At 73.0% G+C, this 14,579-nt stretch carries 12 protein-coding genes; 3 read left to right on the forward strand and 9 right to left on the reverse strand.

Going from position 1 to position 14,579, the window contains the following annotated elements; all coding sequences use genetic code 11:
• Nucleotides 1–9: 9 nt before the first annotated feature.
• A complete protein-coding gene (locus ACL00U_RS11025) occupies nt 10–1,008 on the reverse strand; it encodes a stage II sporulation protein M (RefSeq protein ID WP_042538793.1) in 999 nt (332 codons plus the stop codon).
• Between the two features lie 42 nt (nt 1,009–1,050).
• On the opposite strand from ACL00U_RS11025, the gene ACL00U_RS11030 reads away from it, so the two are divergent.
• On the forward strand, nt 1,051–1,920 hold the full coding sequence (locus ACL00U_RS11030) for an RDD family protein (protein WP_412873396.1): 870 nt from the start codon (nt 1,051–1,053) through the stop codon (nt 1,918–1,920).
• A gap of 116 nt (nt 1,921–2,036) precedes the next feature.
• Here ACL00U_RS11030 and ahcY read toward each other — a convergent pair whose 3' ends face one another.
• Both ahcY and ACL00U_RS11040 read right to left on the reverse strand, forming a co-directional pair.
• The gene (gene ahcY / locus ACL00U_RS11035) at nt 2,037–3,515 is read right to left on the reverse strand and encodes an adenosylhomocysteinase (protein ID WP_412873397.1); all 1,479 of its coding nucleotides are present in this window, start codon (nt 3,513–3,515) and stop codon (nt 2,037–2,039) included.
• A 103-nt stretch (nt 3,516–3,618) separates the two neighbouring features.
• The gene (locus ACL00U_RS11040) at nt 3,619–3,834 is read right to left on the reverse strand and encodes a DUF3499 family protein (protein WP_017888804.1); all 216 of its coding nucleotides are present in this window, start codon (nt 3,832–3,834) and stop codon (nt 3,619–3,621) included.
• A gap of 59 nt (nt 3,835–3,893) precedes the next feature.
• Between ACL00U_RS11040 and ACL00U_RS11045 the strand changes: the two genes are divergently transcribed.
• On the forward strand, nt 3,894–4,334 hold the full coding sequence (locus tag ACL00U_RS11045; protein WP_017888803.1) for a metallopeptidase family protein: 441 nt from the start codon (nt 3,894–3,896) through the stop codon (nt 4,332–4,334).
• Nucleotides 4,335–4,418: 84 nt separating this feature from the next.
• Here the strand turns inward: ACL00U_RS11045 and ACL00U_RS11050 are convergent, their stop codons facing one another.
• From ACL00U_RS11050 to manA, 5 genes are all read right to left on the reverse strand, one after another.
• Nucleotides 4,419–5,828, reverse strand: a complete 1,410-nt coding sequence (locus ACL00U_RS11050; protein WP_412873398.1) for a DUF5719 family protein — start codon at nt 5,826–5,828, stop codon at nt 4,419–4,421.
• Nucleotides 5,825–8,662: a glycosyltransferase gene (locus ACL00U_RS11055; RefSeq protein ID WP_017888801.1), complete on the reverse strand. Its 2,838-nt coding sequence runs from the start codon at nt 8,660–8,662 to the stop codon at nt 5,825–5,827. Before ACL00U_RS11055 ends, ACL00U_RS11050 begins: the two co-directional genes overlap by 4 nt.
• A 178-nt stretch (nt 8,663–8,840) precedes the next feature.
• Nucleotides 8,841–9,173, reverse strand: a complete 333-nt coding sequence (locus tag ACL00U_RS11060; protein ID WP_017888800.1) for a WhiB family transcriptional regulator — start codon at nt 9,171–9,173, stop codon at nt 8,841–8,843.
• Nucleotides 9,174–9,361: 188 nt separating this feature from the next.
• On the reverse strand, nt 9,362–10,324 hold the full coding sequence (gene galE / locus ACL00U_RS11065) for a UDP-glucose 4-epimerase GalE (protein WP_412873399.1): 963 nt from the start codon (nt 10,322–10,324) through the stop codon (nt 9,362–9,364).
• A 156-nt stretch (nt 10,325–10,480) separates the two neighbouring features.
• Nucleotides 10,481–11,689: a mannose-6-phosphate isomerase, class I gene (gene manA / locus ACL00U_RS11070; protein ID WP_056070907.1), complete on the reverse strand. Its 1,209-nt coding sequence runs from the start codon at nt 11,687–11,689 to the stop codon at nt 10,481–10,483.
• 66 nt (nt 11,690–11,755) lie between these two features.
• Between manA and ACL00U_RS11075 the strand changes: the two genes are divergently transcribed.
• Nucleotides 11,756–13,135: an O-antigen ligase family protein gene (locus ACL00U_RS11075; RefSeq protein ID WP_259493921.1), complete on the forward strand. Its 1,380-nt coding sequence runs from the start codon at nt 11,756–11,758 to the stop codon at nt 13,133–13,135.
• 13 nt (nt 13,136–13,148) lie between these two features.
• Here ACL00U_RS11075 and ACL00U_RS11080 read toward each other — a convergent pair whose 3' ends face one another.
• A complete protein-coding gene (locus ACL00U_RS11080; protein WP_412873400.1) occupies nt 13,149–14,501 on the reverse strand; it encodes a hypothetical protein in 1,353 nt (450 codons plus the stop codon).
• Between the last annotated feature and the right edge of the window lie 78 nt (nt 14,502–14,579).

Genomic DNA, 14,579 nt, shown 5'->3' on the forward strand with positions numbered 1-14,579 from the left:
GGGCAGGCCCTAGCCGGCCACCAGGGCGGTGGAGCCGCGCTCGAACTCCTCGAGGTCGCCGCGCTCCCCCGCCCGGTAGGCGCGGCCGCCGAGCACCCACTGGTACGCGAGCACCGCGGCCAGGGCGATCGTGCCGATGCCGATCTTGATCGGCCACGGCCAGTCCTGCCGCGTCACCACGCCCTCGACGATGCCGGACAGCAGCAGGGTCAGGGTCAGGCCGATCGCGATGGTGATGAGTGCCCGGCCGTCCTCGGCGAGAGCCTGGGCGCGGGTGCGACCGGGGCCCGGTGCCACCCACGACCAGAAGATCATCAGCCCCGCGCCACCGGCCAGGAAGACTGAGTAGAGCTCCAGCTGCCCGTGCGGGGAGATGTAGAGGAAGAAGTCGGCCAGGCGTCCCTGGGAGTGCATGATCGCTGCGGACACCCCCAGGCTGACGGCGTTCTGCATGATCGAGAACGGTACGAAGACCCCGGTGATCCCGAAGGCGACCATCGTCGCGGCGATGTACGCGTTGTTCGTCCAGACCTGCGCCGTGAACGCCCCGAGACCGCGGTTCGAGTAGTAGTCGACGAAGTCCTGCGTGGCGTACCGGCGCAGGGCCTCGTCGCTGCCGAAGGTCGCCGTCGCGCCGGGGGTCGTGGTGATCCAGATCGCGACGATCGCCCCGATCGCCACCGTCGCGAGCGCGACCCAGATGGTCACCCAGCGGATCCGGTAGAGCGCCGCGGGGAGCTGCCGCGTGAAGAACAGTGCGACCGCGGTCAGCGGGTCGACGGGGGTACCGGTGAAGCGCAGTCGGGCGCGGAACAGCGTCAGCGAGAGCCGGTCGCCGGTCACGGTGCGCGGTGCGGCACCGCGGATGCGGGCGAGGTCGGTGGCGGCCTCCTGGTAGCCGGCGACGAGCCGGTCGACGTCCGCTCCGGACCGGTGCCGGGCACGCGCCAGCCGGTCGAGCTCCTGCCACCGGTCACGATGCACCTCGGCGTAGGCATCCAGGTCCACGAGTTCCCCCTCAGGTCGCGCGATCTCCGACAGAATGATCCCATGCTGAAGCCCCGCACGCCGCGTGACCTCGCCGACGCCCGGTTCTCGCGCGATCTCGACGAGACCGCCGACGAGCTCGTGGTGGGCGAGGGTGTCGCGCTCGACGTCCAACCCGCCGGACTCGTGCTGCGGCTCGCAGCGGCCCTGCTGGACGGCCTGTGCGTCCTCGTCCTGTTCGTGCTCGCGATGTTCGGGGTCGCACGACTCTGGCCGCGGGGCCTCGAACCCGCCTGGGGTGCTGCGCTGAACATCGTGCTGCTCGTCGTCGTGCTGGTGCTGGTCCCCGCCGCGGTCGAGACGGTGACGAAGGGGCGGAGCGTCGGACGGTTCGCCACCGGCACCCGGGTGGTCCGGCTCGACGGCGGTTCGATCGGGTTCCGGCACGCCTTCACCCGGTCGCTCGTCGGCCTGTTCGAGCTCTGGATGACGTTCGGGTCGGTCGCCCTGCTCGTCGCACTGTTCGGCACCCGGCCGAGGCGCCTCGGGGACCTGCTCGCGGGCACGATCGTGCAGCACGAGCGCCTGCCGAAACAGCGCGACCCCGAGGTGCTCCTGCCACCGGAACTGGCGGCGTGGGCCGGCGTCGCGGACGTCTCGGCGCTGCCGCAGCGGTTGGAGAACCGGCTCGGCGCGTTCTTCCGCGGGGCGGCGCTGATGCGACCGGAACTGCGCGAGGCAGCGGCGCAGTCGCTCGCGGCCGAGGTGTCGGCGTTCGCCCACCCCGTGCCGCCCGTGCCGCCCGAGGTGTTCCTGGCCGGGGTCGTCGTGCTGCGTCGTCGTCGGGACGTCCGGGCGCTGGGCGCCCGCGCCGAGCTGCTCACCGCAGCGGGGTCCACGGCGTCGGCGCGCCCGCCGGGCTTCCCCCGCTGACGCAGCGCGCGGCGCCGGGCTGCGTGCAAGACACCGGTGTTCGCGCGCCGAACACCCGCGTGCAGGGGTGCAACGTGCGAACACCGGTGTCGTGCGGGAGCGCAGGAACGCCGACCTCAGTAGCGGTAGTGGTCCGGCTTGAAGGGGCCCTCGACGGGGACACCGATGTACGCCGCCTGCTCCGGACGCAGCGACGTCAGCTGCACCCCGAGGGCGTCGAGGTGCAGGCGCGCGACCTTCTCGTCCAGGTGCTTCGGCAGCACGTACACGCCGGTCGGGTACTCGTCGCGCCGGGTGTGTAGCTCGATCTGCGCGAGCACCTGGTTCGTGAACGAGTTGCTCATCACGAACGACGGGTGGCCCGTCGCGTTGCCGAGGTTCATGAGCCGCCCCTCGGACAGCACCAGGATCGACCGCCCGGTCGGCAGCCGCCACTCGTGCACCTGCGGCTTGATCTCGACCTTCGAGACGCCGGGCAGCGCCTCGAGCCCGGCCATGTCGATCTCGTTGTCGAAGTGCCCCACGTTCGCGACGATCGCCAGGTGCTTCAGCCCGAGCATCTCGTCGACCCCGACCACGCCCAGGTTGCCGGTGCACGTGATGACCATGTCGACGGTGTCGACGACGTCCGCCAGGCGCGCGACCTGGTAGCCGTCCATCGCCGCCTGCAGCGCACAGATGGGGTCGACCTCGCTGACGATGACGCGGGCGCCCTGCCCGCGGAGCGCCTCGGCCGCCCCCTTGCCGACGTCGCCGTAGCCGACGACGAAGGCGACCTTGCCGCCGATGAGCACGTCGGTGGCGCGGTTCAGACCGTCGGGCAGCGAGTGCCGGATGCCGTACTTGTTGTCGAACTTCGACTTCGTCACGGAGTCGTTGACGTTGATCGCCGGGAACTTCAGCTCGCCGTTCCGGAACAGCTCGTACAGACGGTGCACGCCCGTCGTGGTCTCCTCGGTGACGCCCTGGATGTCGGCCGCGATGCGGGTCCAGCGGTCGGACGAGGTCTCGAGCGACCGCGCGACGGTGTCGAGCACGATCTTCCACTCGGCGCTGGCGTCCGGCTCGGCGACCGGGGCGGCACCGGCGGCCTCGGCGTCGGCGCCGGTGTGCACGAGCATGGTGGCGTCGCCGCCGTCATCCAGGATCAGGTTCGGGCCGGTCCAGTCGGCACCGGCCGCGGCGGCCTCGTCGCTCCAGTCGAAGATGCGGCTGGTGCACCACCAGTACTCCTCGAGCGTCTCGCCCTTCCACGCGAACACCGGGACGCCGGCGGGGGCGTCCGGGGTGCCGGTGGGTCCGACGGCTACGGCTGCGGCGGCTTCGTCCTGGGTGGAGAAGATGTTGCAGCTGGCCCAGCGCACCTGCGCGCCGAGGGCGACGAGCGTCTCGATGGGCACGGCGGTCTGCACCGTCATGTGCAGGGACCCGGCGATGCGCGCGCCGGCGAGCGGCTGCGCCGCCGCGAACTCGTCACGCAGGGACATCAGGCCCGGCATCTCGTTCTCGGCGAGGCGGATCTGGTGCCGGCCCGCCTCGGCGAGGGACAGGTCGGCGACGCGGAACACAGCAGCGGTGCGGGTTTCGGTGGGCATGCCCGTCAGTCTTCCATGCCGGGAGGCGCGGGTCACCAGCCGATCCCGGTCACGTTCCCCGGGCCTCCAGATCGCCCCCCACCCACGCCGCGGACGCGCGCCGTCAGTCCGCGTCGCGCGGGAGCGGCTCGCGCCGCACCACCTGCCAGCCGCGCGGGACGCGCAGGGTGGCCGCGTGGCGGGCGCAGAGGTCGTAGCCGTGCGGTTCGACCCGGGTCGACAGCGGACCGATGACGACCATGGAGTCGCCGTAGTCGTACGTCAGGGTCGACGAAGCGCTGTTGGCACACGCCACCTTGCTGCAGATCCGCACGTCCATGTCGTCAGGGAGCCTAGCGGAGCGTCCGGCGTGCACCCGTCCCCGCGTACGATGTGGGGATGCGTCGGAAGCCTCGCCTCGTCACCCCGGTCGATCGCGGTCGGGGGCGCTCCCGGCACGGCCGTGGCGGGCGTTCGAGCGTCACCGGACCCGAACTCGCGCCGATCATCACCCGCGCCGAGGCGTTCGACCGCATCGTCGGTGACAGTGCGCACTACCTGCTCGGCCTGTGGCCCGAGGAACTCGCGGGCGTGGTCTTCCAGGTGGCGGACATGCCGAGCGACCAGACCCTGCCGGACGAGATGCCACGTTGGCGCATCGACCGTGACACCCGCCGCGTGACCGTGTTCCGCATCCCCGTGGAGCGGGTGAACCGGAGCCCCGAGAAGGACGACTCCGACCGCCGCATCATCATCGAGACCGCGGTGTTCCGCGCGGTGGGCGAGCTGATCGGCAAGGACCCGTGGGACCTGGCACCGGACCGCTACCGACACTGGTGAAGCGGACCGGCCGCACCGCGCCGACCCGCCGGTGAGCCGGACCGACCGCACCGTGCCGACCACCCGGGCCGCTGGCACCACCCGTCAGGGGTAGACGCGCACCGGTGTGGACGCGTCGGTGGCCGGGCGCACCGGGAACCCGGCGATCCCGTCAGCGCCGCGGTACGTGACCCCCGCGACGACGCCGTCGGTGCCGGTCAGCGTGAGCTGCTTCGCCGTCGGCACCGACAGTGTCCCGGTGGCGCCGGACAGGAGCGTCAGGGTGCGTCGTTCGTCGCCCGACCGCACCGTGACCGTGCGGTCCTCGCTCGTGGGGTTCACGAAGTTCAGCCGCACACCCTCGCCCGGCGCGATGGCGGTGATGGTCTCGTCGCCGAGCGGCTCGGCGGAGGCGAACCACCCGAGGTCGGTGCCGGTGCTGGTGCCGTCGGTGGGCGTCGTGGTGCGCGCCCCGGTGACGATCGGCTGGGTCGACGTGACGGTGAACGAGTACCGGCCGTCCGGGAAGTCGTCGAGCGGGACGTCGGTGACGACGCCGGGCTCGGCGGTGGCGTTGACGGTCGTGCCGCCGCCGTCGGCCGTGCTGATGCCGAGGGTGACGCGGGCCGACTTCGTGCCCGGCACGAACAGTCGGACGACCGGTGCCGCGTCGGCCGTGTCGTCACCACGCTGGGCGGCCTGCGCGTCGGCGAGGACGACGGCGGGGATGACCTGGGACCGGGACGGCGCAGCGCCCCCGGAGACGATGTCGAAGCCGCCCGGGGTCAGGGTGCGGACGACGGTCTCCTGCATGTGTGCGACGATCTGCCCGCCGGACGACGTGACGTGCACGACCGTCGACGCGGCGTCGGACACGAAGCCCGACAACGGGACGACCTTCTGCGTGTTCGGTGCCACGACGATGCCGGTGGTCCCGGGGGCGCTGACCGTCCCGTCGCCGTCGTAGATCGCCAGGTCGACCGTGGCGTTGACGTCCGTCGGGTTCGAGAGCGTCACGAGGCTCGTGCGACCGGTCTCGGTCGATCCGCCGACGAGCCACGTGGACTGGGTGGGGTCGTCGCACGAGGCCGCTCCGGCCCCCACCAGGTCGCCGCTCGAGACGCTCTGGAAGCTGCTGCCCGCGACCTGCGGGGTCGTCTCCCCCGCTGGCGCCGTCAGGAGCCGGGGGTCGCTGCCGCCGGTGGTCGAGGCGTCGAGCGCGGACCGCTCGACCGTGGAACCGGTCGTCGCGGTCGCGACGGTGGCGGTGCCGACGGTGCTCGCCTGCGTCGCGTCGTTGCCCGCGTCGTCGGACAGGCGCAGTGCGCTGCCGGCGCAGACACGTTCGGCGGCGGCCGGGACCGGCGTGACGGTGCGCCCGGCGGGTCGGCCGGGTTCCGACTCGGTGCCGATGGCGTGGGCCGCGGTGACGGCGCCGGCCGCGACGACGACGGCGACGGCCGTGGCGGTGCCGCGGACGATCCAGCGCCGGACGGAGGAGGGGGTGGTGCTCATTCGTCGCGCTCCTCGTCGAAGGTGGTGGCGGGTTCCTCGGCCTCGATGACGTTCGAGGTGGCACGGCGGCGGCGCGGGGCCGTCGGGACCGCGAGCAGGGCTGCGGCGCCGAAGACCACGCCGAGCACGACGAGGTACAGCACGTGGGTGGCCTGGGTCGCCGCGGAGCCGGAGCGCGTGCGGTCGACCTCGCCGTCGTAGTGGAACAGCTGCCCGTTGGTGGTCTCGCCGATGCTGGTGAAGAGCGCGTTCTGGCCGATGGCACCGGCGGCCCGGTCGTGCACCGTCTGCGCCTCGGGGTCGTCGCCCGCGTCGTCGATGAGCACGAAGCTCACGCCGAGTTCGCGGAGCGCCGGCCGGGGGTCGTACCCGCTGCGACTGGCCAGGTTGCCCGCGAGCGTGGTCAGCCGCGAGCCGGACTCGCTCAGCCGGAGCGCGGTCGCGTCGAGCGTCGACTGGTCGTCGAGGGTGGACCCCTGCCCGCGTTCGAGCGTGACGGCGAGCGACCCGTCGTCCTGGGGCACGACCACGAGCGTGCCGACGTCGGGGTTCGCCTGGGCCTCGGCGTTCACGTAGGCGCTGAGCACGCGGCCCGTGGTCGGCTCGATCGTGGCGGTGCCGAGGTAGAACGCCGCGAACGCCGGCGCGACGGCGATCCCCGCGAGCACGGTCGCGACGAGTCCGGTGACCGGGGCGGCCTTCGGCAGCACGTCGATGCCGATGCACGCCGCCACCACGAGGGCGAGCCAGTACACGGACAACCCGCTGCCGGGCCAGACGATGGTGGTGGTGGAACCGACACCGGTGACGGTGACGTGGGTGGCGGCGAAGGCCGTGGCGAAGCCGAGGAGCGCGATGACGAGCGCGGAGCCGGCGACCGCCCAGCGGTGGCCGAGCACCGCCCCGATCGCGGCGACGGCGACCGGGAGAGCCAGGACGGCCATCACGATCGGCAGGGCCCCGACGACGAGCGTCAGCCCGGAGGTCGCGGGCAGCCAGCCGCTCCAGTCGGGGAGGGGCTGCCCGATGGCGAGCTGCAGGGCGGACGGTGCCCGGGTCGCGGACGGCGCCCCGGGGTCGGCGAACACGGCGAGCAGGTTGCCGCGTGCCGCCTGCGCCAGGATCAGCGGCAGGAACAGCACCGCGGTCGGCACCGGGATGAACACGCGACGGTGGGCCCGGCGCCAGCCGACCAGCAGCGCCACGAGCCAGCCGATCAGCAGGACCGGCAGCAGCGACGGAGCCGAGGCGGCGACGACGGCGAACAGCAGCGACGCACCCGAGGCCCAGGCCCACGAGCGGTGCGCCTCGAGCACGGCGACGAACAGCCACGGCAGGACCAGGTGCGCGATCACGGCGCCGAGGTGCCCGGTCGTCACCGCGCCGACGAGCGACGGGGCGATGGCGTAGAGCGACGCGCCGATGACCGGCACCCAGGTGCGGGTCGTGACCTTGCGGACCGCGAACCAGGCACCGAGGGCGGACAGCGGGAACGCGACGAGCATGACGAGCACGACCGCGGTGGACGGCGACCAGAAGACGATCGAGCCGAGCACGGCGAGCACCGCGGTGAAGGGGTCGGACGGGCCGGTGAAGCCGGTGCCGAGCGAGTGGAAGCCGTACCCGACGTTCTGCCAGAGCTGACCGGGGGTCGCGGAGAGCGGCAGGAGTCCCCCGCCGGTCAGGGCCGGCGAGCCGAGCAGCGGGTAGAGCGTCACGACGCTGAGCGCCGCGGCGGCCAGGACCACCCAGATCCCGCCGTCGCCGAGGAACGACGCCCGGGCGATCGGGGCGTCCTCGACGCGGGCGAGTTCGACGTCGCGCGAGGTGGTGCGGTGCTCGTACACCCGACGCCAGCTCACCCGGAGCGGTTCGACGGCCGCCCAGCCGAGCTGCTTCGTGCGGGCGAGGTTCTTGCGTGCACGGCCCGTGCCGCCGCCGAACGCGACCGCGAACGCGGCGGAGAGCTCGGGGACCACGGCGGCTGGGTGCTTCGCGACCAGGTGCCCGAGGGCGCGGCCGACCGCGAAGGGCACGAGCGTGAGCCAGTGCAGCCAGACGAGCGCGATGGGGGCGTACGTCATCCGACGGTGCAGCTGCGCCTGCCGGTGCATCCGGACGCGCCGCGCCTCGGACACACGCTTGCGCCCGAACTCCTCGATCGGTCCGGCGCTGGTGACCCTGGCCTCGGGCACGAGGGCCACGCGGTGTCCGGCGAGGCGGACCCGGACCGAGAAGTCGAGCGCCGCGTCGACGTCCGGCAGTGCCGGGTCGAAGCCGCCGAGTTCGTTCCAGACCGAGCGACGCACGAGCATGCCGCCGGCGGTGACGCCGAGCACGTCGGTGTTGCGGTCGTGCTGGCCCTGGTCGAGCTCGTCCTGCACCAGGACGATCGAGCGGCCGAAGCGGGTCATGCTCTCGCCGAACGCGCGGATCAGCGACGGATCGTCGTCGGCGACGAGCTTCGGACCGGCGACGACGACCGACGGCGCGATCTCGACGGCGCCCAGCAGGTCGGCGAGCGCGGTCGGTGCCGGCGCGTTGTCGTGGCCGAGGATCCACAGCCACTCGTCGACCGGCTCGTCAGTCGCGGCGGGCGGCGCGCTGCGCTCGCCCTGCCGGACGGCGTCACCGAACGACCGGCCCGCCGGGAGGCGGACGAGCTGCGCGGACCCACCGAAGGACAGTTCGGCGGTCGAACCGTCGGTCGTGCCGACGTCGACGACCACGAGGTTCTCGGGGTGGCGGGTCTGGGCGGCGAGCGCGTCCAGGGTCCGGTCGAGGTGGGCCGCCCCGTTGGCGGCGACGAGGATCGCGGTGACTCTGGGCTGCATGACGGGCGTCACTCTACGGTCTGGAGGCGCGGTGCCGGCTGCGGACGGCGGCGCGCCGTGAAGCTGTGGACGCGCTCACCGCGCGGTGCGGGGCGGGCAGAGGCGGTGGCCTTCCGGCGCCTTCGTCGCAGGCTCCTCAGGGGCGCAGTCGCACGGCGCTGGCGCGCCGTGGACGCTCCTACGCCCGTTTCCGCAGCTTGCGGCGTTCCCGCTCGGAGAGGCCACCCCAGATGCCGAAGCGTTCGTCGTTCTCGAGCGCGTACTCGAGGCACTGCGCCCGGACCTCGCACGAGGTGCAGATCTTCTTCGCCTCGCGCGTGGAGCCGCCCTTCTCGGGGAAGAACGCCTCGGGGTCGGTCTGTGCGCACAGCGAGTCGACCTGCCAGGCAAGCGGGTTCTCCTCGTCGTCCGCCTCGGGACGTCGGACCCCGGGGACGCCGAGCGCCACGGGATCGACGTGCCAGTCCTCCGGAACTCCGGCGTGGAACTCGGAACCGTTCACCCTGATCACCCCTGCCGCCTCGACAACGAACCCCAACTCTTGCGGCCGTTGCCTGTAATTACAGCGGTGTCATTCGCCTGAGTCAAGTCGCGGATCATAGAAGGCACTGACCGCTCCAGCGTGTCATGTCCCCCGTTTGGGCGTGTCGCGCCGCTCGGGTGGGCCTTCCGGGGGACAACTGACTCGTCCTCAGGCGCTCAGGAGGCGCTGCGGCGGGCCTCCCACGCGCTCGAGACCATCTCGTCCAGGGAGTGCCGCATCGCCCACTCGAGGTCTCGGGCGGCGGCTTCGCCGGTCGCGACGATGCGGGCCGGGTCGCCGGGGCGCCGCGGTGCGATCTCGGGGTCGAAGGCGATCCCGGTGCCGGCAGCCATCGCGTCCATGATCTGCCGGACGCTCACGCCGTCGCCGCTGCCGAGGTTGTAGGCGCGCTCGAGCGGCTCCCCGGCCTCGAGCTTCCGTGCGGCCACGGCGTGCGAGTGCGCCAGGTCGGCCACGTGCACGTAGTCGCGGACACAGGTGCCGTCCGGGGTGGCGTAGTCGTCGCCGTTGATCCGCGGGGTCCGGCCGGCGAGCAGCGCGTCGAAGACCAGCGGGAACAGGTTGTGCGGGCTGGCGTCGTACAGGTCGGGCTCCCCCGAGCCGACGACGTTGAAGTACCGGAGCGACGTGGTGGCGAAGCCGGCGGCGACCTCCATGTCGCGCAGCAGCCACTCGCCGATGAGCTTCGACTCGCCGTACGGCGACTCCGGGTTCTTCGGGGTGGACTCGACCACGGTCTCGACGTCCGGCGTGCCGTAGACCGCCGCGCTCGACGAGAAGACCGCCTTGGTGACGCCGGTCTCGGCCATCGCGCGGAGCAGGGTCGCCATGCCGGTGACGTTCTGCTCGTAGGTGTGCAGCGGGCGCTCGACGGAGACGCCGGCGTACTTGAACCCCGCGACGTGGACCACGCCGGTGACCTCGTGCTCGCGCAGGGTGCGCGCCACGAGCTCCCCGTCGAGGATCGTGCCCTCGACGAACGGCACGTCGTCCGACACGAACGCGCGGAAGCCGCTCGAGAGGTCGTCGAACGCGACCGTGTCGATGCCGGCCGAGCGCAGTGCTCGGACGACGTGGGACCCGATGTACCCGGCACCGCCGGTGACCAGCCAACTCATGCTCGCCACGCTAGCGGACGTCGGCGACGCCACGGTGGCGGTGTGCGGATCCGCGCCGCCGCGTGCGGTTCCGCGCCGGTTCCGCGACGGCGTCCCCGGCCAGGACGCCTGTCTTGGGCGCGCGCGGGTCCTGGGCGCCGGTCCTAGGCGCCGGTCCTAGGCGCCGGTGGCGATGAACACCGTCGACGTGATGCCGTCGGACGAGTCCGCCTCGACGGTCACGTCGCCCTCGTCCGGCGTGATGAAGCACGACTCGCCCTTGCGGAGCAGGGTGGCCGACTGCGCGCCGACGAGCGTGACGACGCCCTCGGTGCAGATCGCGATCGACGGTCCGACGAGCGGCGCGACCCCGCCCGTGCTCAGGCCGGCCGGGCGGCCGTCGCCGTCCACCCGCAGCAGCGCGAAGCCGACGCCGTCCGGTGCGAACCGGTCGACGCCGCCGGCGATGCGCTCCGGCTCGAGGACCGGGGCCGGGTACGCGGTGAAGTCGAGCACCCGCAGGAGCTCCGGCACGTCGACGTGCTTCGGCGTCAGCCCGCCGCGCAGCACGTTGTCCGACGGCGCCATCAGCTCGATGCCGAGCCCGTCGAGGTACGCGTGAATGTTGCCGGCGGGCAGGTACATCGCCTGCCCCGTACCGAGCGTCACACGGTGCATGAGCAGGGAGACCACGATGCCGGGGTCGCCCGGCCAGCTGGTCGCCAGGTCGCGCACGGTCGCGGTGTTCGGGGTGAGCAGGTCGTCGTCGAGGGCGACGGCCAGGTCGCTCGCGGCCTGCACCACGGCGAGTGCGGACTCGTCGGCGGTCTCGAGCCAGCGGACGGTGTCCTCGAGCCCGTGCAGCAGGTGCACCTCGAGCGGACCGAGCCGTCCGGTGCCGGCGTCGAGCACGCGCACCTCGGCGAGGGTCTCCTCGACGGGGCGGAAGCCGCTCAGCGCCTCGAACCGCTCGCTCAGCGCGACGACGAGCTCGGGCTTCGGGAACGGGTCCTTGTAGTTGCGAGCCGGGTCGTCGAGCGGGATGCCCTCGCGCTCTTCACGGGCGAAGCCCTCCGCCGCCTGCTCCGGGGTGGGGTGCGCCTGCAGCGAGAGCGGTGCGGCCGCCGCGAGCACCTTGAGCAGGAACGGCAGGTCGGTGCGGTCCGGACCGAGGGCGGTCTCCGGCTCGTCGGCGATCCAGTCGCGGAGCGTGTCGGCTCCGCCCACCATGGCGGGGTTGACGACGACGCTGGGGCTGCCGGCGTGGGCGCCGAGCCAGAGCTCCGCCTGCGGGGCACCCGTGACGGTGCGGCCGAGGAGCTCCGGGATCGCGGTGACCGAGCCCCAGGCATAGTCGCGGGGGGTGTTCGTGATGCCGAGGAACATGGGCCTGAGCCTACCGGCGCCGTCGAGGGAGTCCTGCGGACGGCGACCGGCCGGTACCCTGGCGTCGTGACGAACACCTGGCCGCTGGCGCGCGGGGCCGTACCGGAGCGCGAGGCGTTCGCCTTCGGGGCGACGACCCTGTTCGTGCTGTTCGCGGGCGACGCCGTGCCGAACACCCTCACCTGGGTCGGGGCCGGTGTCCTCTGGGCCCTCGTCGCCGCCTGGGGCACCACGATCCTGGTCCGGGCGAAGCCGCCGCTCGTCCGCACCCCCTGGGCGCTCTGGGCGTTCCTCGGCTGGTGCCTGGTGACGCTGGTCTGGTCGCACTGGCGGTTCGCGACGATCTCGAGCCTGACCGTGCAGGTGATCTGCGCCGCGGTGGCGTTCACGATCGCCTCGACCCTGACGTGGCGGCGGATCACCGACGCCATGAGCCTCGCGCTCCGCTGGGTCCTGATGCTCTCGCTGCTGTTCGAAGCCGTCGTCGCGGTGATCGTCCGCCACCCGATCGCGCCGATCTGGACCGACTACGGCGACCGCGACGTCCCCGACGCGTTCTACTTCTCGCGCGCCGAGCTCTTCACCGGTGGTCGGATCCAGGGCCTGCCGGGCAACGCGAACCTGCTCGCCATGGTCGCCCTGCTCGTCGCGATCGTGGTCGCCGTGCAGTTCGCCGAGGGCCGGATCCGCCGCAACCAGGCGATCGGCTGGCTCCTCGTCGCCGCACTCGGCTTCGTCCTCACCCGCTCGTCGACGGTCATCGCCGCTGCCCTCGTGGTCGCCGTGGTCGCCCTGGTCGCGGTGTGGATGCGCCGTGTGCCGACCGAGCGCCGCACCCCGCGCTACCTGCTGCTCGCGGTGGGCGCGATCGTCGTCGCCGTCGCCGCGGCCGTGCTGCGTGGTCCGGTCTCCGAGCTGCTCGGCAAGGGCTCGGACGCCACCGGTCGGGGCGAGATCTGGGGCAAGGTGCTTGGGCTGATCGACCAGCACCCCGTGGGCGGCTGGGGCTGGATCGGGTACTGGTGGCCCGGCATCCCGACGCTCGCCGACCTGGCGCACCGCAAGGGTGTCACCTACCTGCAGGCCCACGACGCCTACCTGGACGTCTGGATGCAGACCGGCATCATCGGCCTGGTGCTCTTCGCGATCTACGTGGTGACGACGCTGTCGCGCTCGTGGGCCTGCGCGACCCGAATCGGGTACGACGCCACGCTGCGTCCGCGGTCGTTCGACCCGGTGTCGCTCCTGCCGCTCCTGGTCGTCGTCGTGCTGCTCGTGCAGTCCGTCGCCGAGTCCCGCCTGCTCTACCAGGGGAACTGGGTGCTCTTCGCCCTGCTCGCGATCAAGACCCGCATCGTGCTGACCGGCGAGGAACCCGTGTCCACCGGCGACGGCCCCCGCACGCCGCTGGCCAAGCGCGAGTTCCGCTGGGCCGGCACGCGCTGACCCGGACGGTCCCTCAGCGCGACAGCCAGGAGCACGCCACCGGGGACGACCACGGGTTCGACCGCACCCGGGCGACCTCGAGCGACGGGTCCGCGTCGCACGCCTCGACCGCCGCCGGCAACTGCCCGGCCCACACCGGGCCGTCGCTGCGCCGTGTGTCCGCCGGCGCGACGTGCAGCACGGCCGACGCGACGACGGCGGTGACCACGCACCAACCGGCCAGCGCGCCGACGAGGCGACCCGCGCCTCCTGTCCGTGCCGTCACACGCGACCAGCGGGGCGCGTCCACCAGCGCGGCGGCGGCGACCACCGCGGCGCTCACGAGCAGCAGGCCGGCAGCGGCGGCGTAGCGCTGCGGCGGCAGGGCGGCCATCGCGCTCACCGGCGCGGACCAGCGGACGCCGGCACCGTGGTTGGCGAGGACGGCCACCCACCACACCGCGACCGAACCGGCGGCGAGTGCCGTGACCATCCACCGGGTGCCTGTCGGCCCGACGACCACGGCCGCCACCAGGACGACCAGCAGCAGGGCGGCGGGGACCAGGACCACGGCCCAGCCGTGCTCCACCACCGCCGTCAGCGCGGCGCCGAGGTCCGGACCCCAGGCACCCGCCACGGGACGCAGCAGGTACCCGGCGAGCACGTCCACGACCGCCGGCGACCCCGTGGCCAGGGCACGCGGATTCGTCAGGGCCGTGACGCCCTGCGCGGCCAGGGCGACGACCACGACGACCGTGACGGGCAGCGCGGACCACCGGCCGGATGCGCCGGGCGTTCGGCCTCGGGGTGTCCACGCGAGGAGCAGCAGGGGCGCGAACAGTGCGGTGAGGGGTTCGGTGAGCACGGCGACACCAGCGACCACGGCGAGCGCGCCAGCGCCCCACCAGGAGCGGCTGCGGAAGGTGAAGACCCACGGCACCAGGACGAGCAGGAACCAGTGCAGGTTCGCCGCGTTGCCGCTGATCTCGTACGGGGCGAGCGGCAGGACGACGGGGACGGCGGCGAGCACCAGCCGGAACGGCCACGGGCGGACGACGTCGCGGGACAGCACGAACACCAGGGCGCAGACCCAGCCGACCACCGCGCAGGACGCCAGTGCCACCACCTGCGCGTACCGTTCGGGCGGCAGCGCGTAGCCGAGGTCGACGATGAGCCGGGGCAGCAGGTGCAGGTAGCCGGCGTAGGGGTGCAGCAGCGTGTCGACGGGCCCCATCGCGATCCGTTCGCGCAGGAACACGCCGCCGTCCTCGGCCCAGACGGTGGTCCGCGCCACCGGACCGAGGCGGTACCAGGCCAGTGCGGTCGTGAGCAGGCCGACGAGGACCGCGACGAGCGGGACGCCGACGACCCTGCGCGCGACGTCCATTCGGTGAGGATAGATCGCTCATCGCGCATCGTCGATACAGCCACACCGCGATGTGGTGTGCTCGTCACAAGGTCGTGC

Source organism: Curtobacterium poinsettiae, from assembly GCF_047226435.1.
In the GTDB taxonomy this organism is placed as follows: Bacteria; Actinomycetota; Actinomycetes; order Actinomycetales; family Microbacteriaceae; genus Curtobacterium; species Curtobacterium poinsettiae.